This window comes from Paenibacillus enshidis, assembly GCF_042136365.1.
Classification (GTDB): Bacteria; Bacillota; Bacilli; order Paenibacillales; family Paenibacillaceae; genus Paenibacillus; species Paenibacillus enshidis.
Genome location: NZ_JBHHMI010000004.1, coordinates 1 through 23,982, shown reverse-complemented (window position 1 = coordinate 23,982; position 23,982 = coordinate 1). Strand labels below are relative to the sequence as shown.

General features: G+C 50.2%; 25 protein-coding genes and 1 other RNA gene. 10 read left to right on the top strand and 16 right to left on the bottom strand.

Annotated elements, in window-relative coordinates:
• Nucleotides 1-55: 55 nt before the first annotated feature.
• From ACE41H_RS06315 to ACE41H_RS06305, 3 genes are read right to left on the bottom strand one after another with little or no spacing between them, the layout of a single operon-like run.
• The gene (locus tag ACE41H_RS06315; protein WP_375354096.1) at nt 56-562 is read right to left on the bottom strand and encodes a DUF309 domain-containing protein; all 507 of its coding nucleotides are present in this window, start codon (nt 560-562) and stop codon (nt 56-58) included.
• A 2-nt stretch (nt 563-564) separates the two neighbouring features.
• Nucleotides 565-1,377: a GTP diphosphokinase gene (gene yjbM / locus ACE41H_RS06310; protein WP_375354094.1), complete on the bottom strand. Its 813-nt coding sequence runs from the start codon at nt 1,375-1,377 to the stop codon at nt 565-567.
• Between the two features lie 29 nt (nt 1,378-1,406).
• Entirely contained in the window at nt 1,407-2,501 is a 1,095-nt protein-coding gene (locus ACE41H_RS06305; protein ID WP_375354092.1) for a quinone-dependent dihydroorotate dehydrogenase, read from the bottom strand.
• 193 nt (nt 2,502-2,694) lie between these two features.
• Between ACE41H_RS06305 and ACE41H_RS06300 the strand changes: the two genes are divergently transcribed.
• Nucleotides 2,695-2,841 (top strand): hypothetical protein, encoded by a 147-nt coding sequence (locus tag ACE41H_RS06300; RefSeq protein WP_375354090.1) that lies wholly within the window; start codon nt 2,695-2,697, stop codon nt 2,839-2,841.
• Here the strand turns inward: ACE41H_RS06300 and ACE41H_RS06295 are convergent.
• From ACE41H_RS06295 to ACE41H_RS06285, 3 genes are all read right to left on the bottom strand, one after another.
• Entirely contained in the window at nt 2,835-4,259 is a 1,425-nt protein-coding gene (locus tag ACE41H_RS06295; protein ID WP_375354088.1) for a L,D-transpeptidase, read from the bottom strand. The genes ACE41H_RS06300 and ACE41H_RS06295 overlap by 7 nt on opposite strands.
• 156 nt (nt 4,260-4,415) lie before the next feature.
• Nucleotides 4,416-4,655, bottom strand: coding sequence for a ferredoxin (locus ACE41H_RS06290; protein WP_375354086.1), 240 nt, complete (start codon nt 4,653-4,655; stop codon nt 4,416-4,418).
• Between the two features lie 115 nt (nt 4,656-4,770).
• The gene (locus ACE41H_RS06285) at nt 4,771-6,051 is read right to left on the bottom strand and encodes a DNA polymerase IV (RefSeq protein ID WP_375354084.1); all 1,281 of its coding nucleotides are present in this window, start codon (nt 6,049-6,051) and stop codon (nt 4,771-4,773) included.
• Nucleotides 6,052-6,316: 265 nt separating this feature from the next.
• On the opposite strand from ACE41H_RS06285, the gene cimA reads away from it, so the two are divergent.
• Nucleotides 6,317-7,936: a citramalate synthase gene (cimA, locus tag ACE41H_RS06280; RefSeq protein WP_375354082.1), complete on the top strand. Its 1,620-nt coding sequence runs from the start codon at nt 6,317-6,319 to the stop codon at nt 7,934-7,936.
• Nucleotides 7,937-7,988: 52 nt separating this feature from the next.
• Here the strand turns inward: cimA and ACE41H_RS06275 are convergent, their stop codons facing one another.
• Nucleotides 7,989-8,561, bottom strand: a complete 573-nt coding sequence (locus tag ACE41H_RS06275) for a TlpA family protein disulfide reductase (RefSeq protein WP_375354080.1) — start codon at nt 8,559-8,561, stop codon at nt 7,989-7,991.
• Between the two features lie 162 nt (nt 8,562-8,723).
• On the opposite strand from ACE41H_RS06275, the gene ACE41H_RS06270 reads away from it, so the two are divergent.
• Nucleotides 8,724-9,998 (top strand): MFS transporter, encoded by a 1,275-nt coding sequence (locus tag ACE41H_RS06270; RefSeq protein WP_375354493.1) that lies wholly within the window; start codon nt 8,724-8,726, stop codon nt 9,996-9,998.
• A 104-nt stretch (nt 9,999-10,102) separates the two neighbouring features.
• Complete coding sequence (locus tag ACE41H_RS06265; RefSeq protein WP_375354078.1) at nt 10,103-10,549, top strand: M67 family metallopeptidase; 447 nt, start codon at nt 10,103-10,105, stop codon at nt 10,547-10,549.
• Here ACE41H_RS06265 and ACE41H_RS06260 read toward each other — a convergent pair.
• From ACE41H_RS06260 to ACE41H_RS06250, 3 genes are read right to left on the bottom strand one after another with little or no spacing between them, the layout of a single operon-like run.
• Nucleotides 10,535-11,269: an exonuclease domain-containing protein gene (locus tag ACE41H_RS06260; protein WP_375354077.1), complete on the bottom strand. Its 735-nt coding sequence runs from the start codon at nt 11,267-11,269 to the stop codon at nt 10,535-10,537. The genes ACE41H_RS06265 and ACE41H_RS06260 overlap by 15 nt on opposite strands.
• Nucleotides 11,266-12,348 (bottom strand): DUF294 nucleotidyltransferase-like domain-containing protein, encoded by a 1,083-nt coding sequence (locus tag ACE41H_RS06255; protein ID WP_375354075.1) that lies wholly within the window; start codon nt 12,346-12,348, stop codon nt 11,266-11,268. Before ACE41H_RS06255 ends, ACE41H_RS06260 begins: the two co-directional genes overlap by 4 nt.
• Nucleotides 12,349-12,384: 36 nt before the next feature.
• On the bottom strand, nt 12,385-13,785 hold the full coding sequence (locus ACE41H_RS06250) for an ammonium transporter (RefSeq protein WP_375354074.1): 1,401 nt from the start codon (nt 13,783-13,785) through the stop codon (nt 12,385-12,387).
• Between the two features lie 289 nt (nt 13,786-14,074).
• On the opposite strand from ACE41H_RS06250, the gene ACE41H_RS06245 reads away from it, so the two are divergent.
• Together ACE41H_RS06245 and ACE41H_RS06240 are read left to right on the top strand one after the other, a co-directional pair.
• On the top strand, nt 14,075-14,500 hold the full coding sequence (locus ACE41H_RS06245; RefSeq protein ID WP_375354491.1) for a MerR family transcriptional regulator: 426 nt from the start codon (nt 14,075-14,077) through the stop codon (nt 14,498-14,500).
• Nucleotides 14,501-14,551: 51 nt separating this feature from the next.
• Nucleotides 14,552-15,223 (top strand): zinc metallopeptidase, encoded by a 672-nt coding sequence (locus ACE41H_RS06240; protein ID WP_375354073.1) that lies wholly within the window; start codon nt 14,552-14,554, stop codon nt 15,221-15,223.
• A 68-nt stretch (nt 15,224-15,291) separates the two neighbouring features.
• On the opposite strand, the gene gltC is transcribed toward ACE41H_RS06240, so the two are convergent.
• Nucleotides 15,292-16,218, bottom strand: coding sequence for a glutamate biosynthesis transcriptional regulator GltC (gene gltC, locus ACE41H_RS06235; RefSeq protein WP_375354071.1), 927 nt, complete (start codon nt 16,216-16,218; stop codon nt 15,292-15,294).
• Between the two features lie 47 nt (nt 16,219-16,265).
• Nucleotides 16,266-16,886, bottom strand: coding sequence for a rhomboid family intramembrane serine protease (locus tag ACE41H_RS06230; protein WP_375354069.1), 621 nt, complete (start codon nt 16,884-16,886; stop codon nt 16,266-16,268).
• 110 nt (nt 16,887-16,996) lie between these two features.
• On the opposite strand from ACE41H_RS06230, the gene tpx reads away from it, so the two are divergent.
• The gene (tpx, locus tag ACE41H_RS06225; RefSeq protein ID WP_375354067.1) at nt 16,997-17,515 is read left to right on the top strand and encodes a thiol peroxidase; all 519 of its coding nucleotides are present in this window, start codon (nt 16,997-16,999) and stop codon (nt 17,513-17,515) included.
• Between the two features lie 62 nt (nt 17,516-17,577).
• On the opposite strand, the gene ACE41H_RS06220 is transcribed toward tpx, so the two are convergent.
• The 4 genes from ACE41H_RS06220 to cshA all read right to left on the bottom strand — a co-directional run bounded on the left by ACE41H_RS06220 (nt 17,578) and on the right by cshA (nt 20,901).
• Complete coding sequence (locus tag ACE41H_RS06220; RefSeq protein ID WP_375354065.1) at nt 17,578-17,970, bottom strand: DUF1499 domain-containing protein; 393 nt, start codon at nt 17,968-17,970, stop codon at nt 17,578-17,580.
• 211 nt (nt 17,971-18,181) lie between these two features.
• Nucleotides 18,182-18,374: non-coding RNA, 6S RNA (gene ssrS / locus ACE41H_RS06215), on the bottom strand.
• 55 nt (nt 18,375-18,429) lie between these two features.
• Nucleotides 18,430-19,191 carry a YesL family protein gene (locus tag ACE41H_RS06210; RefSeq protein WP_375354063.1) on the bottom strand — a complete coding sequence of 254 codons (762 nt, stop codon included), beginning with the start codon at nt 19,189-19,191 and terminating at the stop codon, nt 18,430-18,432.
• 162 nt (nt 19,192-19,353) lie between these two features.
• The gene (cshA, locus tag ACE41H_RS06205) at nt 19,354-20,901 is read right to left on the bottom strand and encodes a degradosome RNA helicase CshA (protein ID WP_375354061.1); all 1,548 of its coding nucleotides are present in this window, start codon (nt 20,899-20,901) and stop codon (nt 19,354-19,356) included.
• A gap of 338 nt (nt 20,902-21,239) precedes the next feature.
• Between cshA and ACE41H_RS06200 the strand changes: the two genes are divergently transcribed.
• From ACE41H_RS06200 to ACE41H_RS06190, 3 genes are all read left to right on the top strand, one after another.
• On the top strand, nt 21,240-22,061 hold the full coding sequence (locus ACE41H_RS06200) for a YitT family protein (RefSeq protein ID WP_375354059.1): 822 nt from the start codon (nt 21,240-21,242) through the stop codon (nt 22,059-22,061).
• A 164-nt stretch (nt 22,062-22,225) separates the two neighbouring features.
• Complete coding sequence (locus ACE41H_RS06195; RefSeq protein WP_375354490.1) at nt 22,226-22,420, top strand: hypothetical protein; 195 nt, start codon at nt 22,226-22,228, stop codon at nt 22,418-22,420.
• 254 nt (nt 22,421-22,674) lie between these two features.
• Nucleotides 22,675-23,859, top strand: coding sequence for a putative glycoside hydrolase (locus ACE41H_RS06190; RefSeq protein ID WP_375354057.1), 1,185 nt, complete (start codon nt 22,675-22,677; stop codon nt 23,857-23,859).
• Nucleotides 23,860-23,982 lie beyond the last annotated feature (123 nt).

Here is a 23,982-nt window from a genome sequence, read left to right as displayed (position 1 = left end):
AAATAGAACAAAAGAACCTCCAATATCACCATTGTGCATTGAAGGTTCTTTTGCTTTATTCATTCCGACCAGAGTCTTCTTTCCGGCGGCTGGCAAGAATGATCTCTCTTTCCTTATGCTTGGCCCCCCTCTGCGGTTTGACCTGCTGCGGGATGTTGGGGAAGATCCGGGCTGATGCCTGATCCACTTCCCGCTGCAGCTCCGGGGCGGTGATGCGGATCGTCAGGTCATAGAAGCCGAAAGGAGTCTGTTCATAGGCTGCCAGCAGCTCCGTGTAATGAGCCGTCTCGCTCACCAAACGGCCCGTATCAATCCCGAGAGCCTCCTCCTCCGCAGCCTTCAGCTTCTGCAGCGCGCTTTCCAGCATCATCCCTGCCCCGCGCACGTTGCCGTTGCGGAAATGAAACAGGCCGACTGCAAGCTGGAGTAAGCCTTTATACAGCGGATTCCGTCCGGTTTCCAGCCACAGCTCCTCCAGCACCTCATGACACTCGAAGTAATCGCGGTCCCGGTTAAAATATACGAGGTACGCTATATAAAGCGGTGGATAGTTAACCGCCATGCTCAAACTTCATCCCTGTCCTCATCCGTTTTGGAGCTGTCGAGCAGCCTCTTGATCTCGTCCAGCAGCTCCTTGATGCCTTCCATATCCTGTCGTTCCCACAGTTCATTAAACCGGTTCTGGGCCTCGATCGCTTCGTTCACTTTATGGTAAAAATAGAGCTTGTGCACCGCGGTTAATGTCTTGGATACGATGTTGGATTGGTCCTCAAATGTTTTTTGCGCGTCCAAAATTTCCAGACGAATCGCGGACATTTCATTATCAAGCACAGAAGCCGCCTCCGCCGCTTTTTTAAGCCGCTGCTTTATTACCTCCGGCAGGCTTTCACGGTATTTATAGCTCAGTGAGTGTTCAATGGTTGCCCAGAAGTTCATCGCCAAGGTCCGGATTTGAATCTCGGCCAGCACGATTTTCTGGCCGAGGGCCGTTTGCACCGGGTACTCCACGATCATATGGAAGCTGCGGTATCCGCTTTCTTTAAAATTGGTGATATAGTCCTTCTCGTATAATACGGTTAAATCCTTGCGTCTTCGGATATACTCGGCCACACGGCGGATATCTTCTACAAACTGGCACATAATGCGGATGCCGGCGATATCTTCGATTCCGGTTTCCAATTGGTCCATCGGTACCTGCAGCCGTTTGGCCTTATCCAGAATGCTGGATATTTTCTTGATTCGACCGGTAACAAACTCGATCGGCGCGTATTCCTCGCGTTTTTTCAGTTCCGCACGCATCGTTTTGAATTTGACCTTCAACTCTTCAACTGTCTGTTCGTATGGAAGCAAAAATGTTCCCCAATCTCTTCCATCCATATCATCGCGCCTCCTGTCCGTTCGTCTGCTTACCGGTGGTCAGCGCCCACCGCCTCGCTGATGTGTTTAAAGCCGTCCTGCCGCAGCAGCTCGCGCAAGCCGGCATGAATTTTTCCGTTAACACCCGGTCCTTCATAGATAAGAGCAGTATATATTTCAACCAGACTGGCTCCGGCCTTGATTTTGTCGTAAGCATCACGGCTGTCGAAGATGCCGCCCACTCCGATAATCGGCAATTTTCCGCCTGTTTGGTGGTAGACACTGCGGATCACCTCTGTCGACCGCTCACGCAGGGGCTTTCCGCTGAGCCCACCGGTTTCTCTGGCATTTTCATGCGTCAGTGCGTCGCGCGAAATCGTCGTATTGGTGGCGATAATGCCGTCCACGCCACTGGCTGCGATCACTTCTGTCATATATTCAAGCTCCGCGTCCGTTACATCAGGGGCAATTTTGACCAGAACTGCTTTGGACTGCCCCGATTTTACCGCTTGAACCCCCATTTCCGCCTTGACTGCAGCGAGCAGCTCTTTCAGTTCACTCCCATGCTGCAGCTTGCGAAGATCAGGCGTATTCGGGGAGCTGATATTCACCACAAACAAATCCGCATACGGGTATAAAGCGGCTATACATTTCTCATAATCCGTATAAGCCTCCTCATTGGGTGTCACCTTATTCTTGCCTATATTCACGGCGACCGGGATCACTCTGTTCTTCAAGGAAGCCAGTCGTTCCGCCATTTCCGCTGTCCCTTTATTGTTAAAGCCCATCCGGTTGACCAGCGCCTCATCGGGCGGAAGCCTGAACAGGCGGGGCTGCTCATTCCCAGGCTGGGCGAGCGGCGTAACGGTCCCGACTTCAATAAATCCAAAACCGATGGCAGAGAAGCCGCCCACCGCTTCTGCATTTTTATCTAGCCCCGCAGCCAGCCCGACCGGGGTCGGGAAATGCAGTCCAAATAAATCCACAGCCAGATCGGCTGTTTCCCGCACACCATACATGCCGCGCAGCAAGCCAGTCCCGCCGGGTATCCCGGCCGCCTGCTTCATGCCGTCGATCACGATATGATGCGCTTTTTCAGGGTCCATTTTAAAAAACACAGGTTTGGCAAAATTGCGGTACAACACTCCATCCACTCCGTTCTCTACCGTCTCCGCTTCAGCGGCGTCTCTACTGACTACTCTGAAATAGTTTAGCTTTTTCTTTCCGAAAAAGAAAGTAATAAGGATCACTATTATGGGACAAGCAGGAGAGTGAAAGCACCTTAGCGAATCCATTGCAAAGGAAGTGCAAATGATATTTCAAGAAGGAGTGATTTCCATGTCAGTCAAAAGAAAACCACCTGCCCTGCAACAGAAAAAGGAAGAGGTAAATAAAAAAGCTATTGCCTGGACTGCCGGCAGTCTGGTTCTTCTGCTTTTGCTTATCGTGGTCGTCATTGTGCTGGCCAATGCTGGCAATCAATGAAGCCAGTGGTAGATTTTGCGCGGATTGGTCTGCTCGCTGACCTGCTCGCTTGTGAAGCGGACACCGGGGACAAGCACCTGATCAGGCAGACCGCCTGACTGGATCGTAACCTTGGTGCCTGAAGGCACCAGGGCGAACAGTTCTTCGACGTCCTCCTTGCTCATACGGACACATCCCAGGGACTCATCCTTGCCGATGCTGTCCGGCTCATTCGTTCCATGGATGGCATAGTTGGTATCGGACAGCTGCATGCCGCGGCTGCCGAAATCTCCATCCGGTTTGCCGTTCGGGTTCACAACCTTATCCGAAATCTCAAAACTGCCTTCGGGGGTTCTGTTTCCGCCAAGCCCCACTTTATAGTTGCGGATCATGACGTTCCCGCTTACAACAGCAAGACGGTGGTTGGATGTGTCCACGATGATCCGCAGCGGCTCGGTGAAATAAGGGGCTCCGTCCAATGAGGAGGCAAGCGCCGCCCCTTGGGCGGATGGCTGATTCTCTGCCAAAGCCTCTCCGCCCTTAGAGCTGGCAAGGCGTTTTTTTAACAACGGAAAGGCCGGTTTCATGCCCTCCGATATCCCGTCCATCACATTGTCGGGAAATGCCCCTGTCAGGTCGTTCAGACGCTCCGGAAGCTTGCCGTATCGTTTGCGGTAGGCAGCGAGCGAACTGTTAAGCACAGCCAGTTCAACCTGTCCGGAAGTCCAGGCCGCTGCTTTCGCTTTGACGCTTGTGACGTTCTCAGGCTGGCAGCGGCAGTGCGCAGGATCAAGGGACTGCACCAGCACCTTGCCGCTGCCTTCTTTGTCCAGCCGGTATACGGCTTTAAGCTGCTCACCCCACAACAGCCAGTCCCCTTCCTTTTCCATTCCAAGAATGGCAGTGCTCGCAGGAAGATTGACTTGGCGGCCGAGGAGAGAGCCCAGCTTCACAGACATCGGTCCCGGGCTGCCGTCTGCCGCCGTAAATTTGACATCCGGTTTGGCGCTGCCCGCTGCCGGACTCCCCTCTTCCCGCAATCCCTGCTCTCCAGCACCTTCCATACCGGCTAAAGCCTGCTCGCTTTCAAGCTTAGTGTTTGCCATTCCGCTCCCCGGTGAGATCTTCCCGGGCGCATGAGCCGGCGGCATCATAATCAGCAGCAGAAAAAGACTGCTGACCAGCAGCGTGCGAAGGCGGGTGTTTCTTTTCTCCTTCGCACGGGCGATCTCCACAAGCTTGTTCTGGTATTCCTCCCACACATCCTGGGGAATCTGTTTTTTCTCGAACGCTTCGAACACTTCTCCCGCTTTATTGAAGCAGTAGTTTGCTTTACCTTCCTGTCCGCTGTTCTGATATTCCTTGCCGAGCAAATACCAGCCCATTTTATTGTCCGGATGCATTTTTACATAAGTTTTAAGATGTGATGTATCGCTCACGGAAACCCCCGGTTGTATTAGTCATGCAAACCCATCTATGTATATTTTTCGGCTTGAGTTGTTATGCTTTATATAAGTCAGTAAGAAAAATGACATCTCCCACCGCCATTACGGTAAAAGATGCCATTTTCAATGTTACGGCAGTGCTGATATAAATTAATTTTTGTTAAAAGGCTCATCTGATATCTTGATCGAATCCGTCGGGCACCCGTCGCAAGCATCCTGCATATCATCGTACAGGTCTTCGCCAATCGCTATAATGCCGCGGTTGTTATCCCCTTCAAAGATGACTTCGGCAAGACCCTCATCATCATAATCATAAATGTCAGGTGCTGTTGCGCCGCAGGCGCCGCAAGCGATGCATGTATCCTTCTCAACCCAAGTATATTTAGCCATAGTATTCTCTTCCTCCTATACAATAAAACCAACCTGTCTTCTTTCCATCTATAGAAACATATTAATACAAAAATATTGTGAATACAAATGATTTTAACCACACGGAACGTCTATTTTAGTCCAAGGCCGGCAAATTATCCTTTTGCAGCGAGGTTCCCCGCAGCGTGCTGTTGCGAAGCAGGACGGATGGATCATCTCCCAGCATGCCTGCTGTCAGCACCGCATTTTCGCCAAATTTATCACGCAGCGCATCCATTGCTTTGATCAGGCTTTCTTTTTTGGGCTGCTTCTCATAATCAAACAGATCCAGTTGCACTGCCGCCTCTTCCTTCGGTACGAGCTGCTGCAGCGTAATGCCGAGCAGTCTGACCGGCTTTTCCTGAGTCCAGTGACGACGGTAAAGCTCACATGCTTCCTTATATATTAGTTCGGCATCCTCCGTCGGATGATTAAGCATTTGGGATCGGGTAAATGTCCGCATCTCAGGTGTTCTGATCGTAATCTGCAGTCCTCCTGCCAGCATGTTCTGCCGCCGCAGCCTTCGCGCCACCTGATCGCTGATATTCAGAAGTATTCGCCGAACGTCCTCCTCCTTATTCACGTCCTGCGGAAGAGTTGTGGTGTGTCCGATGGACTTGTTTGGCTCTCTCTCCGTCCGGACAGGAGATTGACTGATACCGTTGGCGGCAAGCTTCATCCATGAGCCGTTCACCCCAAAATGCTCGATAAGCTGTTGCTCGTCTGTCTGAGCCAGCTGGCCTATTGTCCGGATGTTAAGTTGCACCAGCTTGGCGGCCGTTTTACGGCCGATTCCGAATAACTGGGCACAGGGAAGCGGCCATAATACCTTCGGCACGTCACGCAGCCTGAGAATCGAGATCCCGTTCGGTTTTTTCATGTCAGAGCCCATCTTCGCCAGCAATTTATTGGGCGCGATTCCGATAGAGCATGGCAGGGACAGCTCTTCGGCAATACGTCCCTGAATCGCTTCAGCGATTTCAACAGGGGTTCCAAACTGCTTGGAGCCGGTAATGTCCAGGTAGCATTCATCTATGGATGTAGCCTCAAGCATAGGCGTATAGGAATACGCGATTTGCATAAAGTCTCTGGAATACTGCCTGTAAAGATGAAAGTTCGGCTGAATGATGATCAGGGAAGGACAGATGCGGAGCGCCTGATTTACAACCATGCCTGTCGATATGCCCAGCTTGCGGGCTTCGTAAGAGCAGGTGACGATAACTCCTTTACGCAGCTCGCTGCTCCCCGCAACGGCGGTCGGGCGTCCTTTATATTTATGCGGCTCTTCGGCGGCATGTACCGAGCAGTAAAATGCGTTCATGTCGACATGAAGAATGACACGGCCATCCGCCGGATAATAGTCACTGACCTTTTTCACTTGCAACCCTTCTTACTCTAAGTGTATTTTATAATCGCCGGGATGATCCGAAAAAAATCGCAGTAGTTCTAATTTTACATCAGCCCCATGCAAATTTCATGCCCTGGAACGCCCTTCTACCGTAAAATCTCTTATTTAGGTTACACTTCGCGCAATTAATTGCTATAATCATATAAATTATAGATCTTCATTACACAAACGCTTTACTGTAATTTATTCCAATCCAAAATTCGCTTATGAGACGCATTCCAAAAGGAGGATCTTCATGTCAAAGACCATCTCCATCTTTGATACTACCTTGCGAGACGGAACCCAGGGAGAAGGCATCAGCCTGTCTGCGGACGATAAATTGAAAATTGCCAAAAAGCTGGATGATCTTGGTGTACATTATATTGAAGGTGGCATTCCCGGCAGCAACAGCAAGGACATCGAATTTTTCAAAAGAGTTCAGCAGCTTGGCCTGAGCGCCAAAATCACGGCATTCGGCAGTACCCGCCGTAAAGACAGCGTTGCGGAGCAAGATGTCAATTTGCAGCGGATTCTTCAATCCGGGGCGCATGCAGCTACGCTGGTCGGCAAGTCATGGGATTTTCACGTGCATACCGCGTTGCAGACAACGCTGGAAGAAAATCTTGCCATGATTTATGACTCTATTGCTTTCCTCAAGCGAAACGGCATGGAAGTGATATTCGATGCCGAGCACTTTTTCGACGGTTACAAGCATAATCCCGAATACGCGGTTTCGGTTATGAAAAAAGCCCAGGAAGCCGGTGCGGACTGGCTTGTTATGTGTGATACGAACGGCGGGTCCATGCCTCATGAAATTCACGAGATCGTGACTAGCCTCGGCCAAGCCGTTGAATCGGCCCGTCTCGGCATCCACACTCATAATGACTGCGAGCTGGCGGTAGCCAATGCGCTCACTGCCGTCCAGGCCGGGGCAAGACAGGTTCAGGGCACCATGAACGGGTACGGTGAACGGTGCGGCAACGCCAACCTTTGCTCCGTCATCCCGAACCTGCAACTCAAGCTGGGTTATGAGTGCATTGCAGGAGAGCAAATGAAGCAGCTTACAAACTCCGCCCGCTATATCAGCGAAGTTGCCAATGTCAATATGCCTGTGAACCAGCCCTACGTTGGCAACGCCGCTTTTGCCCATAAGGGAGGCATTCACGTTTCTGCCATTATGCGCGACTCCCGTACGTATGAGCATATCGCTCCAGAGGAGGTCGGCAACAAGCAGCGCGTCCTCGTATCCGAGCTGGCCGGGCAGAGCAACGTGCTGTCCAAAGCGCAGGACATCGGCATCCATCTGGATCCGAGCAGCGCGGAGGCCCGCTCCGTCATCGACAAGATCAAGGATCTGGAGCATCAGGGCTACCAATTCGAAGGGGCTGATGCGTCGCTGGAGCTGCTTATCCGTGAGGCCAACGGTGAAATGAAGGAGCTATTTACCTTCGAGTCTTTCAAGGTGCTAGTTGAGAAATCCGCCGGCAGATCCGTCGTATCGGAAGCATTTGTCAAGCTGAATGTGGCGGGCAGCAGCGTATATACGGCCGCGGAAGGGAACGGACCGGTCAATGCGCTTGACAATGCTCTTCGTAAAGCGTTGGCTCAATACTTCCCTGCTCTGCGGGATATGCATCTGTCAGACTACAAAGTCCGTGTGCTGGACGAAAAAGACGCTACTGCGGCAAAGGTCCGGGTTTTGATCGAATCAAGAAATTACGAAAATACGTGGAATACGGTGGGTGTATCCGGCAACGTGATCGAAGCAAGCTGGGAGGCGCTGGTGGACAGCTTCCGCCATGCCCTGCTCTCCCAGAACATCGAGCTTCCTCCTTCCGGAGCGGCCGCTTCTTCCAACGGAATTGTCAACCATTAGTCTATATTTCAGCTGTAGCTCCGGGTTCAATGTACAAGGTCCCGGAGCTTGTTCACTTCGTATCCAGTCCCTCTGTCAACTTGCGGATTTTGTCCTCCAGCTCTGTTTTGCTGTACACACCCAGCAGCACCTCACGTACCGTTCCATTTTCGTCAATAAGCACACTGGTAGGAAAAGCAGCTCCCCGGTAGACGTCAAATACTTCTCCTGACTTGTCCAGCAGAATCGGATAGGCTAATCCCAAAGATTTTGCAAATTTCCTTACATCTTCCTGGCGGTCATATTTCGTAACATTGATGCCGTATACATCAAGCTTTGTTCTGTATTTGGCTGATAGCTCATTGAGCAGTGGCGCCTCAATCCTGCAGGGATCGCACCATGAAGCCCAGAAGTTCAGCAGCTGTATTTTGCCATTCCCTTTGCCTACCGTATAGGTTCTGCCATCCAGGCCCTTCAAACTGCTAACAGGCGCTGTTGCCCCCTCCTGTGCCATAACAGGAGCCGTTTCCGCTGCTGCCGGGTCATCAGCGAAGACAGGTGTCAGGTTTGTTGATGTGATTCCCGCGAAAGCTGCCCCAATGCTCAAGCCTGCCATCAAAATGGTTTTGATTTTTGTATACATCATGACCTCCATGTTTTTTAATACAGTCTCCCCTATTGCCACATTTTTATAGCTATCTTTGATCTTTTCATCCCTGCATGATCTGCAGCCAGACGGGTTACATTACTGACGACAGAGAGTGAAAGGACTGGTACCATGAACGGCACAAGTGGCAAAAGCAGATGGATGCCAGAGGGAAGACAGCTCCGCAGCAGGCACATCAGCCACACCAGGCACAAAGGGGAGAATATAAAAAAATCATCGAAAGGCGGAGGCAAGTGGGGTGAATATACGGCCCTAGCCAGCGTTCCTCTCGTTCTGGTGCTGGGCAACTCGATGATTGTACCGATTTTGCCTGAGCTGCAAAGCAAGCTGCACATCAGCCAATTTCAAAGCAGCCTCGTCATTAGTCTATTTTCCATTGCCGCAGGAGTCATCATCCCTGTTTCCGGTTATTTATCCGACCGTTTTTCCCGTAAAAGCGTCCTCATCCCAAGTCTTATTGTGTATGGCAGCGCGGGCATTCTGGCAGGCATGGGAGCGGTTTGGAATTCCTACACGGTTCTTATTATCGGACGGGTTCTACAGGGGATTGGAGCGGCAGGCACTTCAGCCATTGCTATGGCATTGGTGGGAGACATGTATAAAGAAGGAACCGAATCCCAGGCTCTCGGCTTAATCGAAGCCGCCAATGCTGGCGGTAAAGTATTAAGCCCGATTCTGGGTTCGCTGCTTGCCTTAATAATCTGGTATGCCTCCTTTTTTGCATTTCCGTTTTTTTGCCTGCTTTCCCTCCTGGCCGTCATTTTTCTGATACATGAACCGAAGAGCAAACGCGAGCCGGTTCCCATCGGCAAATATGTTCATAATATAGCCAGCGTGATCAAGGAAAAAGGAAGATGGCTGCTAAGCTCTTTTTTCACAGGAGCTGTAGGGTTATTCATTTTATTCGGTATTCTGTTTTATTTATCCGATACGTTAGAAGAACCTCCTTATAATATCGACGGAGTAGTAAAGGGGCTAGTCTTAGCCATTCCGCTGCTTGGCATGGTGGCCACCTCATTTATAACGGGTTCAAAAATAAAGAAAAACGGCACCCTCATCCGCCGCTTGATCATTATCGGGCTGCTGACGATGGCCGTCTCGCAGGCCGCCGCCATTTTTAGCGGCCGGAACATTTATTTCTTAATCGGACTGTTGACGTTAAGCAGCATCGGAACCGGTCTGCTTTTGCCATGTCTGAATACGATGATCACCGGTTCGGTCGAAAAAAGCCAGCGCGGGATGATTACCTCCCTGTATAACAGCCTGCGCTTTTTCGGTGTGGCCTTTGGACCCCCGCTCTTCGGCTGGCTGATGGGGATATCCCATGCGGCCGTATTCGGCAGCGTGGCAGTGCTGTCTATGCTTACCTTTTTTCTGGCCTTCAAGCTGATCAAGCCTTCGGAAACGGTTCAGTAACCCCTTGCAGGGATTTCCCTCGCGCATTAGTATTAGACATATGATTACAAAATAAAAGAAGCTCCCACCCAGGGAGCTTCTTGTTTGAGGGAGCAAATATACTATTGGTTCATTCATCCGTACATATTCCTTCCGTTCTGCTGGAACGCCTTGAGCGATATGTCCGCTCCTGCCTGCCACAGGAAGCCTGCGGAGCACTGCTTGGATACACAGAAGGGATATATATCCAAATCTCTAATTTTATACCTATCCCTAACATCGCCGCTGATCCATGCCATCATTTTGAGTTTGACGGACCGAACTGGGTGACTTGTGTGATGCAGGAGAAAGCTCTAATCGGCATATTTCATTCTCATCCCGCATCCCCCCCTGTTCCATCAGAGGAAGATTTGCGGCAACTGCAGCTGTTTGGCCCCGGATTAACGGTCTATTTGATCACAGGAACCGATCATTCAACCGGGGGAGTTTCCACCGCATCTTATTTGGTTATCTCCGATGCAGGTTCTCCATCGGCACTATCGCTGAAGCCGATACCTTTAAGCGTGACTTAGATGGTTATACAAATCCGCCAGATTGGTGACGCCGCGTTTCATAATTTCCGTCATGTAGCAGACCCATAATTTTGCGGTCATCTTCGCGTCTTCGAGCGCATGGTGCCGGCCTACTACAGGTATGTCTTTAGATTGAAGCAAATCATCCAGAGTATAGCTGCCGTACGGGTCCAGCCATCTGGCCAGCATCATCGTATCGATCACCCGATGGGTCAGCTGAACCTTGGATGTTTTCCAAAGCGCGGCATTCAGAAAAGCTTTATCATGAGAGCTTGCATGAGCGACAAGCACCCTGCCGCCGACAAAGGACATAAAGTCATGCAAACCGTCGATCAAAGCCGGAGCATCATCGCTCATTTCCTGGGTAATACCCGTCAATTCTGAAATATGCCCAGGAACCGGTATGTTCGGTTTAACCAGTGTATAGAACTGCTCCTTTTCCATAATCGTGTCACCCACCACACGCACAGCACCGAAGGACAATATTTCATCCCCATGCTGTGGCGAAAAGCCGGTGGTTTCCAGATCAAACACCACGGTCTCTAGCCTTTCCAATGGAGTCCGCATGGCTTCCGACCGGCGCTGCTCACGGGCAAGTGAGCGGATGAATGCCATTTGCTGCGCGGTCGGGGTCCCCAACACGGAAGCAATCGCTGACGGCATACCACCCTGGCGGAACACACTCCAGAATCCGCTGCCACCCCTAACCGGCTCTTTCATAATTTTCTCCTTTCCATGAAGCGAAGCTGCCTCTGCAGCGCCCTGTGCACTCTTCTGACCACAGTGAGGCTTTCCCGGAGCTCATACCATAGCTCACGCTGCTTCAGTTGTTGAACAGGCATATAACCACTGCTGACCAGGAACCCCTCCTCTTCCTCACAAGGCGTGCTGTTTCGAAAATGGAGTGCGATTAGAAAGGCCCGCTGACAGGAATCCAATAGCGGAAAGGGAGCTGCTTCGAGCGAAGCCAGTTTTTTCAGTCGTCTTAAAGTCGATGTTTCTGTTACGCCATTTTGCAGCGCCATGAACCGGACAGAGTTCACCAGCGGAATATAGCAGCCATACTTGATATCGAAATCCCCGGCATGCTCACCGAAACGCTCGGTGACAATTTGGCCTAGAATATTCAGTGTCGCTTTATGTTTGACTGTATTCCGCAGAACTGCTCCCGCAAGCCCGGGATCCCTGCGAAACACGGCGCTGAAGAACTCCTTCCACTGTCTGGACAAGCCTTCATCTCCCGCGATATGCCTCATATCAGAGGCGATAATCAAATGCCGGATTGAATCCCAGTTGTAGTCGGAGCTCCACTCCTCGAGCTGTTTCTTCCATGCTACGGTCTCCTGCCGCCATAATGGCTCCGAGCACATGACCTTTCCTTCACATTTACGGTAACCGAGCCACTCAAGCATATCCGAAAGACGTGATCCGAAGGACGAAAAATAAGCTTCCTTCCCCTCGTCCGCTTCATCGCTGATGATCATTCCGTTATCCTGATCGCTCCAGGGCGTGGATTCCGAGCGACCCATACTCCCGAAAGCTATAAAGGCATAAGGGACGGGAGGAGGGCCGAAGCCATCCTCAACCATCCCCTGTTCGCATAACTGTACAGCTTTTACGGAAATTGCATCATGCATCTCATTGACCTGCTTGAGCCAAGCCTCCGTGGAGGCTTCCGCCCGTATTTCCAGCAGGCGATGCTGGGTATCAATCCTTGCCTGTCGCAGGCGATCAGGCGAATCGGCGTTATGAATCGCCTCAAATGATATTTTGCACGCTTCTATGTGCTGCGATTCCATACCGCCAGCCTCCCTCGCTCGACCCAACCGTCATCATTAGTTCAATGTACGCTTTTCAGCATCCGCAAGCAGCTTCATTTGCTCCGGGTAACCGTATGTGCCATGTTCGCTCATATCCAGACCCATCGTTTCCTCTTCTTCGGTAACACGGATGCCCATTACAGCTTTCATCGCACCGAGAATAATGAAAGAAACGACCAGAACGAATGCAAATGTGCCTACCAGGCCGAGCAGCTGTACACCCAGCTGTCCGAAGCCTCCGCCATAAGCCAGGCCCGGTTTACCTACACCTGTGATTTCCACCAATTCAGGTTTAGCAAAGATACCTGTGGAAACCGCACCCCACATCCCTGCAACACCATGCACGGAGAATGCGTAGATGGGATCGTCAATACGTCTGCGCTCCAGCCATTGGGCAGTGAAGAAGGTGATAATACCTGCAACCGCACCGATAATAACAGCCGCCCATGGAGCAACAAATGCACAAGAGCCTGTAATCGCGACGAGAGCCGCCAGCACACCGTTCAGCATGCTCGGAATATCTGCTTTGCCAAATACCATCCAGGATACAGCCAGGGCGAAGATGGCACCTGCTGCAGCCGCAATGTTGGTTGTCAGCGCCACGTAACCGAAGAAACCGTCGTTCATGGCAGAAACCGCGCTGCCCGGGTTAAATCCAAACCATCCGAACCAGAGGATAATTACACCAAGAATGGAATACACCTGGTTGTGACCAGGAATCACATTTGGCTTGCCATCCTTGTTGTATTTGCCGAGACGCGGCTTCAGCAAAATGGTAGCCACCAGCGCAGCCGTCGCACCCGTCAAGTGAACTACCGTCGAGCCTGCGTAATCCTGCATGCCAAGCTGAGCGAGCCAGCCGCCGCCCCATACCCAGTGAGCGACAACAGGATAAATAACGATGGAGAACAAAATGCCGAAAACAATATATACGCTCAGTTTAGCGCGTTCAGCCATACCGCCGCAAGCGATGGCCAGCGAAATGGCGGCAAAAGCAAAGTGGAACAGGAACATGATCGTTACTGGAACATCGTAAGCTGACAAGGAATCAAAAGAAGGCGCCGCATCGGTGCCGCTTACGAAGAAACCCGTAAGTCCCATAAAACCGTTGCCGCCATCATTGCCGAACCCCAGACCGAAGCCCAGCGCCCAAAACGCCAGAGCGGAAACACCAAGCGTCAATACCGTTCTTCCCGCTACGTGACCGGCGTTCTTCATTCTTGTTGATCCCGCCTCAAGCAAAGCAAATCCGGCTTGCATGAAAAATACGAGAATAAACGCCAGGAAGGTGAACGCAGAGTTCAGGCCAGCCTGAAGTTGAACGTTGGTAGGCCCCTCCTCCGCTGCAAACGCTCCGACCGGAAAAGCCAGAATGGTCAGCAGGGCAAGCAGTGGAATTAACCATTTTTTCTTCATCAAGAACACTCCCCTTAATGTCACTTATCTTTACACAATATGAAATCGTTAATGTCATTATAAGCAGAAGATAAGAAAGTTGACAAGAGAATTTTTCAAAAGAATGAAAAAACATAAACAGGCTTTAGTCCTATGCCTATAAGTCCTTTCTCCTTATCTCTATTTCCGTGAAAAAGCGTGACGTTTGACTGTACGGTTGCGGATCATGTATCATTAAATAATAGCAATGAAGCCACTGCTTGTGGGGCCAATGATTTATCAGGAATCGCGAGGTGAGCGCAATGGGGATATGAAGCTGTACCGGATCGGTGAGCTTGCCAAAGCCGCCGGGGTAAGTGAACGGACAATCGATTATTATACGAAGATGGGACTTATTGCTCCCGAAGAACGTTCTTTGAAAAATTATCGCCTTTACAGTGATGAAACCTTGAACAGGCTCGAACGTATTAATCAGATGAAACAAGAGAAATATAGCCTGGAGGAGATCAGGCAATCGCTTGAGAAATGGAGCGGGCTGTCCAGTGAGGAACAGGTAACCGACAAGCTTACGACCCTTGAGATGCATATGCAGCGCCTGGAGAGGGAAGTGAATGAGCTGCAGCCCCTACTGAAGCAGTTAAAGCCGGTTCAGGCCCGCAAAGTGCTTACAGGTCTGCTGCCGCAAAGCGCAGCCTGTATAGAAGCGCTGAAGTATTTGCTTGAGCACAGTATGTAGTTTCTCTTGTCCAATTCTATTCTATTTTATTTATTTTGGAGGTAATTGAAAATGAGTGGCATGTATCTGTTGGTGATCATTGCCTTTATCTTTTCGTTGTGGGCGCAGTTTCGTGTCTCCGGCACGTTCAAGCGCTGGGCCAAGGAGGGCAACCAGCGCGGCATGACAGGTTACGACGCAGCCCGTCATATGCTGGATTCCAACGGGTTGCACGATGTTCCGATTGAACCGGTGAGAGGCACGCTCTCTGACCACTATGACCCGATCAATCGGGTTGTCCGTCTATCGGAGCCTGTATATTACGAGAGCTCCATCTCGGCCATCTCCGTTGCCTGTCACGAGGTGGGTCACGCTATTCAGCATAAGGAGCATTATCCGTTCCTGACGATGCGGCACCGCATTTTCCCGGTCGTGAACATCGCTTCCGGCATCGCGCCATTCCTGCTGATTGCCGGAATGTTGTTCAGTTCTTTTAATCTGATCGGTCTCGGGATCATCTTCTTTTCCGCTACCGTAGCTTTTCAGTTGATCACGCTTCCGGTTGAATTTAACGCTTCCAACCGTGCACGTGAAATTATGGTCTCGGAGGGTTATATCCGCAATGATGAAGAGCGCGGCGTAGCCAAGGTGCTCAACGCAGCGGCACTGACCTATGTGGCGGCTGCACTGGTCTCCTTGCTCGAGCTGATTCGTCTTATCGGGATCTTCAACAACCGCGAATAACGTGTAATCACAAAAAACAAAATGAATGGCGCCCTGAGCTTCAGCTCAAGGGCGCCTTCTTTTTACTTTCATGAAATATCAGGCTTGCAGACAGCTTCAATATTCTGCTGCAATCCAAAATAATTCAGCAAAAATGTCCGGAATGATTGCGCCACTAACGGGAGCTTGCCATCTGTCCGATGAATCAGGCCGATGGTGCGGGTGACCTTCGGCTCCGATATTTTCACTTTGGCCGGCTCTAAGCGGTTCGTTTGAAACAATGCCATTTCAGGCAGCAGACTGACCCCCATACCTGCAGCCACCAGCCCCCGGATCGTATCGGTCTCCTCCCCTTCAAACGATACATGAGGCGTAAACCCTGCCTGAATGCACGCATCCCACACGATGGGCCGCAGTGAGTATCCACTTCCGAATAAAATAAACTTCTCATCCTTCAGTTGCTCCAGCCGGATGCTCTTCTCCCCTGCAAGAGGATGATTCGGAGGCAGTATCGCATGAAGCTCCTCCGTCAGCACAATATCTCCGCCGATTTGTTCATGACTGTGTGGAAAAGGCGATACAAACGCCAGATCGATCTCACCTGACAGCACATCCCGAATGAGTGTAGGATACATCCCCTGCTTAAACCGGAATTTCACTTTGGGATAGCGGTTGCGAAACTCAGCCACAACAGAAGGAATTAAATGAATGCCCAGACTGTGCGGAAATCCGATCCGGATTTCGCCATTTTCCGGATCCAGAAACTCATGGACCTCCATTACAGCCCGCTCAAGATCCTTCATAATGCCTTCTACCCGTTTGCAGAAGAGCTGCCCGACCGGCGTAAGCTGCAAGTTGCGGCCTTTTTGCATAAACAAATGGACGCCCAGCTCCTCTTCCAGCTGATGAATCTGTCTGCTTACTGCGGACTGGGCTACATGAAGCTCTTCTGCGGCTTGCGTTACATGTTCTTTTTGAGCTACTTTTACAAAATACTGCAGCTGTCTTAGTTCCACTTCACTTTATCGCTCCATTTCTTGTTTGCCTATTACGGTAAGGCTGATCAGGCCTGTGTGCGGCGCTTGAACAGGCGGATCATGAGGCCATAGATAAAGAATCCGCTGATCAAGCCGCCAAAGTGCGCCATCCAATTGATGTTCGCCATGGCCAGTGAGAAGATTACACCGAGGATCAGCAGCGAATACAACGTTTTTCGCGATGCCTCGTCCATCATATGACGCTGGAGCAAGGCGATGTATAAAAACGCGCCATATATCCCGTAGATGGCTCCGGAAGCCCCGATGGAAACGGTAATTTGCCTCATTGAGGTGAAGTAGGCATCCGACATGATGTTCCCCACAATACCTGTACACAGATACAAAGCAAGGTAGCGCACAGAGCCGAGCAGCCTTTCCAAAGGCGGCGCAAACACCAGGATGGCAAAGGAGTTGAATAACAGATGGCTGAATCCCCCATGTAGAAAGATGGAGGTCACATAGCGCCAGTACTGTGTATCGTATATCCCCACATTCAATTGGGCCCCCAGCTCGACCAGCACGTTTGTGGTAAATCCCCCCTTGAGGATCACCAGCCCTGCCATAATCAGATTGGCCAACAAAATAAGACAGGTTACGGGATAATAACGAATGTAATTGTTCCAGCTTTCATGTCTTAAAAAAATCAAAATATGGCCCCTCTCTGCATTACCGTTTTCTAACAAGTGGACATCATCTTTCACAAAAGATTATAATGGATTTTGGCACCAATCACCAATGTTATAAGGAGGAAATACATATGACCCAGGAACGTACCGGTGTAGCAACCTTCAAAGGCAATCCGATTACCCTCATCGGACCGGAATTAAAGGCCGGCGATAAGGCTCCTGATTTTACGCTGAATAAAAATCTGCTCGAAGAGGCTTCACTGAAGGATTTTGCCGGCAAAATCAAACTTGTCAGTGTAGTGCCTTCTCTGGACACCGGAGTTTGTGACGCGCAAACCCGACGCTTCAACGAAGAAGCAGCAGGCCTTGGAGATCAGATTGTCGTGCTCACCGTCAGCGTGGACCTGCCGTTTGCCCAGGCACGTTGGTGCGGAGCTGCCGGAGTTGACCGTGTCATTACCCTGTCGGATTATAAACATCACTCTTTCGGCGAAGCCTACGGTGTATTTATCAAGGAGCTTCACCTGGACATGCGCTCCATCTTTGTCATTGATGCAGACGATAACATCGCTTATGTAGAGTATTTGACAGAAATGGCCAACCATCCTGATTACGAGAAAGTGATCGAAGCTGTGAAGAAGCTTGTTTAAACCAAAAAAGCGAGGAAGGCCAGTCCTTCTCTCGCTTGATTTTTTACAGGCACACTCCGCCCTTACTCGCGAATTCTGTAGGCACCCATTTTTTTATCCAACACGCCATACAACTGCAGGATAATACGATAGTTGGCCCCCAGATCCCCCATGGAGCCCCGTGAAGCAGAGTATATATCGATCGCGCTGCGCACCGGAGAAACTGAAAGAATCGAAACAGTAATATCGATAACACGCCCGAAAGCGGTACGCTTCTCCAGCGTAATTTCCCCTACCGAGGATACCTCATGCAGCACCTTGAATCCGGGTATCTTTTTTAATGTCGATGAGACTTCTTCCCATGCCTTATCCCTCGATAAATTATAGTATCGTGTTTTGAGCAGGGGATCCTTCGCCTTGTCACCCGTACCTTCGTGACTGCGGATTATCCCCACAAGCGTCCTTTTCAGCGACAACCTATTTCCTCCTTCACCATCACCGTGCCTTGCGGCATTCTCTGCAGATGCGTAAAGCACTTAATCTATTGCAAACGCTTTAATACATTCTGAATGTACGAACCCTATCCCTAGGCAGACGGTATTTTGCTACTAACAGTTTATCATTGTTGCACAACAAAAAACACCCCTGTTTCTTCGTGAAAAGAAAAGAGATGTTTCTCATTGAACAATTGGCCCCGCCGTTGCCGTCCGACCATAGTGTCTTCTGAACCTGCTTCAGCAGGTGGGTGACCGCAGGAACAGCATTTGAAGTCCCCTTGTCGGAAGTGACAGGGCTTTTCAGCCGCTCTCCATGTAGGTCTCCCTAGACATCATCATTGGTTCAAAACAACGAATGATCGTAACGTACACAGCAGGAGGTGTTGAAACTTATTATAGACGTTACCACCAAAAAAGTAAATATTGACGAGAAATGTTTTAATTTTTCGTTTCCTCTGCTGCTACCTCTTTCCCTTCCAGCTCACCGTCCGTCTGCTGCTTCTGCAGTTGCTCCTGCATCTTCAGAAAAGTGCCATAGAAATTGAAAAAAGCAAACCAGGCGATGATGCAAGGAATGAAGAAAATAAACAGCACGGGATAGCGAATCCCTACATATACAAGCACAGCGCTGCCGAGCAATGTGGAAAATACACGGAATGGCCGGATCAGAGTGAGCAGAATCGCGTTTTTGATAATCTGTCTGGTGCTCATATGATAATGCGCCACCATGGAGAAGAAATTGAACATCGACACAAACAGGATAATTAGCAAAATCAGCATAATTACGCCGATCATCTGCAGATTCGGAAACTGCGTCATGTACACGGTGTAATCCACATACATCACAATGGTCAGCAGCGTATAGAACAGCCCGCCGATCAGGCTTTGCTTGTAATTTTGTTTGAATCCGGCAAAATAGGTGCGGAATACGGGGATGTCGCTATCCCCCATCACCCATTTCCGCACAACTGTAAACATGGCTGCCGTTGCCGGAAATAAAGTAAGCGGTGCCACAATCGCCATCGCCCAATTCATTTGCAGAGATTCATTGGTCAGTTGCTGGCTCATGACGATCAGCTTCATGATCAAAAAAAACAGAAAGGGCGACGAGCAAAGCGCCCACAGCAGGTTTGTGGCGGCAAAGCGAGTAATCCATTCCGTCAGGCGGTAGAGGCCGCCCATGGCTCCCTTGAATTCCAAATTTAGTCTCCCCCTCAGCGGTTGCCCAATCTCATTCGGTTATTATTTATACTATAACTTAATTGGACCCGTTTCCGCCACCCGCACAAGCAAAAAGCCGGAGTGTCACCACTCCGGTCCATCTGCCTGTCTTTTTACCTCTGCTTAACCAGCGGCAAAATCCTAGGATTCAAACGAATCCTCTCTTCTTGGCCGACGTGTATCCGAGCCTTCGCCGGTACGCGGCTTGCGTTCCCCGCGATCACGGTTGTACCCGCCGCCACCGCTGCGGTTGTCACGGTTGTAGCCGCCTCTTCCGCCACGGTTGTCGCGGTTATAGCCGCCACGTCCGCCGCCGAAGTTGGAAGGCTTGCGTCCGCCAGAACGGATATCCGGTTTGCGACGTTTTGCACGAATCGGATCCTCCGGAGTCAGCTCGATCTGCGCATCACGCTTCTCGCCTGTCAGGAGCTTCATAGCGGCTGACAGCAGCTGCACGGAGTCGTACTGCTCCAGCATTTGAATGGCAAGTCCTTTGTATTCATTCAGTTCGCCCTGCTCCACGATCTCAAGCAGACGCTCGGCTGTAATGCGCTGTTTGCCTTCGATGGCTTCCGCCAAAGTAGGCAGCGGTTTGCGTGGAATACGGTGGCGCGTCACACGCTCGATAAAATGAAGATGATCGATTTCACGCGGAGTCACAAAGGACCATGCTGCCCCTTCCTTGCCCGCGCGTCCAGTACGGCCGATCCGGTGCACATAGCTTTCAGGGTCCTGCGGAAGATCGAAGTTCACAACATGGGTTACACCGGATACGTCCAGACCGCGTGCGGCCACGTCCGTCGCAACCAATACATCGATGCTGCCGTCGCGGAATTTGCGCATTACTGTATCACGCTGGTTCTGCGATAGGTCGCCGTGCAGTCCGTCAGCGGAATAACCACGTTTTTGCAAGGCCTCGGCCAATTCATCGACACGGCGCTTGGTACGTCCGAACACGATAGCCAGCTCAGGGGATTCCATATCCAGCAAACGGCTCAGAGCCTCAAATTTTTGACGCTCAGGAACCTCGATATAGGCTTGGTCGATCAATGGAGCGCTGACCTGCTTAGGAATCACCGATACATGCTCCGGATTTTTAAGAAACTGCTGCGCCAGCTTTTGAATATTCGGAGGCATCGTAGCCGAAAAGAGCATCGTCTGACGATCTTCCGGAACCTGCTTGAGGATGGATTGAATATCTTCCATAAAGCCCATATCCAGCATTTCATCCGCTTCATCCAGTACAACGGTGTTTACGTCTTCCAGCTTGATGGTTTTGCGGTTGATATGGTCAAGCAAACGTCCTGGTGTACCGATAATAATTTGGGGTTTCTTCTTAAGGGCACGGATCTGGCGCACAATATCTTGTCCACCGTAAATAGGCAATGTGCGAAGACCTTTGAAGCGGGAGAGTTTTTCTATTTCTTCGGCCACCTGGATGGCAAGCTCACGTGTAGGCGCCATAATGAGGGCTCTGATTTTATCATCCGTTTTGGAGATTTTGCTGATCAGCGGAATACCGAATGCTGCAGTTTTGCCTGTACCGGTCTGTGCCTGACCGATCATGTCGCTGCCTGTCAGTGCGATAGGGATCGATTTCGCCTGAATCGGAGTTGCCTCCTCAAATCCAAGCTCCGTAATAGCTTGAAGTACCTTGGGTTCGAGATCAAATTCTACAAATGTTGTCAAATTTATTCATACTCCTTCTTGTAACGGATATAGTGGACAATCCGCGGTCTTGTCTGTATTCTTAAGTAGCAGTATTATGGTATAGGTTTTCCCTGCAGCAGCGGCAGCTTACAGCTCATTTTCATCCGTACGAACCATGTATTTCCGCATCACAGAGGAATGACCTTATCACATTTTTCAAAAAATACGTCTGAGTGCCAGTGAAGCATTTCAAATTTAAAGCGTTCAGCTTGGAAATAGCTCCCTACTCAAGAATATCCACATCGCATTATAGCATAAAACAAATCAATTTTACCAGCAAGCTGGTTTACACATCTTTAAATGAGGTGAACTTCACCGTGCCAAGGTTGGCCTGGAACAGTTTTGTTATCATTCTCGGTGCCGCTGCCATCGCAAGCGGTTTTAATTTGTTTTTGGTCCCGCATCATCTGCTCAGCGGAGGCGTCTCCGGCTTATCCATGCTTGTCGGGTATTTTACAAGTGCGAATCTCAGCGTGATGTACTTCGTGTTCAACATTCCCATTCTGCTGGCGGGTTTATTCATTCTGGGCAGAAGGTTCATCGGACTAAGCATCCTGTCCGTTGTCGCCACCACCTGGCTGATCGCTGTCATTCCCGTGGGCACGCTTGTCTCGGATGCCCTGCTTGCCTCCGTATTCGGCGGAGTGCTTGTCGGCATTGGTGCAGGCATTTCGTTTCATGTCGGTGGCTCCTCGGGCGGCTTCGATATTGTAGGCTCGATTGTAACCCGCTACCGTGATTTTCCTGTCGGCACGGTGCTTGTAGGTCTGAATGGACTGGTCGTTCTTGCAGCAGGCTATTTGAGTGATGACTGGAATAGTGCGCTTGCCTCCATGGTATCCATTTATATCACCGGCAAGGTCGTCGATATTATTCATGTGAGTCATACCAAAGTAACGGTGTATATTATTACTGACCGGACTGAAGAAATGCTGTCCCGCCTGCTCACGCTTCCGCGCGGGGTCAGTAAAATCAAGATCGAAGGTGCCTTTTCCCATAAGGAAAAGGATATGCTGATGACGGTAACGACCAGATATGAGCTTGCTGAGCTGAAAAGGATCATCAAGGAATCCGATCCCGCAGCGTTTGTTAATATCGTGGAAACGGTAGGTGTGATGGGTGCTTTTCAGAGAAGATAATCAGGTATCCGTGCACGAATGAACTGATTTATGTTAAACTTATAGTGCACGGTTCCACTAAGACCAGCTTTTCCGGCTTTTCACAGGGCCTCGGCTTTTCCGATTTGCGCACTGAATGATTCGTTGTGAATGATTCCGAGCAGAAACAGGAAAGGGTGATTTTTGTGGAAATGGAGACTGTAAAATTATCCGACATCGTGATGAAGTGGTTTCCTGAAATGCTTCCTTTTCTCAGGGAGAATGAGCTCAACTCCCGGATTGTGCTCAGGGATGGCATCGGCATTCTTGAAGCCGATGATGCTATGGAGATTATTCAGTACAGCATTTGCGAACACCAGAACCATTCTTTTCTTCATTAATTTTCTGGCAAGGCCTCAGCTAAAATAATGTACGACACGCCGCTGCACCGCAGGAACTGTCCTGCGGTACAGCGGCTTTTTTTGTTTTGGACATGCATATCATCGGCCGTTTCAGTCATCCAATAAAGGGTATAGATATTCTGGCATGTTAGAGCCTGATCGTTGTATGAATGGTTACAAACATGTCCTTTTTCGACAAAAAACATCTAGTATAATCAGGTAGACATAGCAAGAAAGGGAGAGAATTCGTAAAGATGAACATCTTATGGGCAATCATGGTCATGTTTGGAGCCCTCGGAGGAACGGGAGATCCGGGAGACACGGCAGGCGGTGCGTCTGTAAAGTCCTCTTTGGAAACAGCGATCAACAGTGCAATCATCCGGTCACAGGGAGCAGGCGCTGCTGTCGTGAACGCAGACAATCCTCCTGCCAAGGTTGACCCACAGCCGGGAGCGCCACGCGTAAAGGGGATTTACGTGACGGCATACAGCGCCGGCGGAGAACGCATGGCCAAGCTGCTCAAGCTGCTGGATGACACTGAGCTGAACTCCATGGTCATTGATATCAAGGACGACGCGGGATACATAACCTACCCGACCCCAAATGCAAAGCTGAAGAAAATGGGCAAACCCCAGCCTTTTATCACGGATATTTCGGCTTTGATGATCCGGTTGAAGAAGCATAACGTCTACCCTATTGCCCGTATCGTCGTATTTAAGGACACAGTCCTTGCCAAGAACAATCCGAAGCTGTCCTTCCGCAACCCGGACGGCTCCTTATGGAAGAATGGCGGCGGCGACAGCTTTGTAAATCCGTACAGCAAGGAAGTATGGGATTACAACATTGAAATTGCCAAGGAAGCGGCCAAACTTGGCTTTAAGGAAATCCAGTTTGATTATGTGCGTTTTCCGGAAGGCTTTGAGAAGAAGGCCGGCAAGCTGACCTATGCCAAAACCGATAAATCGCGGGTGGATGCCGTTGCGGAGTTTGTCCAGTATGCCCGCAAGCAGCTCGCACCCCTGGGTGTCAGAGTATCGGTGGATATTTTCGGATACGCGGCATCTGTCCCTGCGGCGGAGGGCATAGGGCAGGATTTTGTGAAAATATCGGAGAACGTGGATGTCATTTCGCCAATGGTCTATCCAAGCCACTACTCGACAGGCTGGTATGGTGTTAAGGATCCCGATAAAAATCCTTACAAGGTCATCAAGGGCTCCATGGAAGATACGCATAAGAAGCTTGAAGCCACCAAGGATCTGAAGCCTGTCATCCGTCCATGGATTCAGGATTTTACAGCCAGCTGGCTCGGCAGCGGACATTATATCAAATACGGAAAGAAGCAAATCGAAGACCAGATCCGCGCCATGAAGGAAGCGGGTGTTGATGAATATTTGCTCTGGAACGCCTCGAACCGCTATACTTCTGGTGTCGATTATTAATCTTACAGCCATTATCATTCATCCTTGCAGGAGACCCGCAAATGCCGAGGCCACTGAAAAAGTCCCTAAAGTCCAAAAAGAGACAACTTCTCATTTTTATGAGGAGGTTGTCTCTTTTTTTCG

Bases quoted from the DNA above. Each gene is read 5' to 3' on its own strand.
- ACE41H_RS06300 (WP_375354090.1), top strand. From the start codon at position 2,695: ATGTCAGTCAAAAGAAAACCACCTGCCCTGCAACAGAAAAAGGAAGAG.
- ACE41H_RS06190 (WP_375354057.1), top strand. From the start codon at position 22,675: ATGAACATCTTATGGGCAATCATGGTCATGTTTGGAGCCCTCGGAGGA.
- ACE41H_RS06255 (WP_375354075.1), bottom strand. From the start codon at position 12,348: ATGGAATCGCAGCACATAGAAGCGTGCAAAATATCATTTGAGGCGATT.
- tpx (WP_375354067.1), top strand. From the start codon at position 16,997: ATGACCCAGGAACGTACCGGTGTAGCAACCTTCAAAGGCAATCCGATT.
- ACE41H_RS06240 (WP_375354073.1), top strand. From the start codon at position 14,552: ATGAGTGGCATGTATCTGTTGGTGATCATTGCCTTTATCTTTTCGTTG.
- ACE41H_RS06275 (WP_375354080.1), bottom strand. From the start codon at position 8,561: ATGATGTATACAAAAATCAAAACCATTTTGATGGCAGGCTTGAGCATT.
- ACE41H_RS06245 (WP_375354491.1), top strand. From the start codon at position 14,075: ATGAAGCTGTACCGGATCGGTGAGCTTGCCAAAGCCGCCGGGGTAAGT.
- ACE41H_RS06270 (WP_375354493.1), top strand. From the start codon at position 8,724: ATGCCAGAGGGAAGACAGCTCCGCAGCAGGCACATCAGCCACACCAGG.
- yjbM (WP_375354094.1), bottom strand. From the start codon at position 1,377: ATGGATGGAAGAGATTGGGGAACATTTTTGCTTCCATACGAACAGACA.
- ACE41H_RS06290 (WP_375354086.1), bottom strand. From the start codon at position 4,655: ATGGCTAAATATACTTGGGTTGAGAAGGATACATGCATCGCTTGCGGC.
- ACE41H_RS06315 (WP_375354096.1), bottom strand. From the start codon at position 562: ATGGCGGTTAACTATCCACCGCTTTATATAGCGTACCTCGTATATTTT.
- ACE41H_RS06250 (WP_375354074.1), bottom strand. From the start codon at position 13,785: ATGAAGAAAAAATGGTTAATTCCACTGCTTGCCCTGCTGACCATTCTG.
- cimA (WP_375354082.1), top strand. From the start codon at position 6,317: ATGTCAAAGACCATCTCCATCTTTGATACTACCTTGCGAGACGGAACC.
- ACE41H_RS06260 (WP_375354077.1), bottom strand. From the start codon at position 11,269: ATGAAAGAGCCGGTTAGGGGTGGCAGCGGATTCTGGAGTGTGTTCCGC.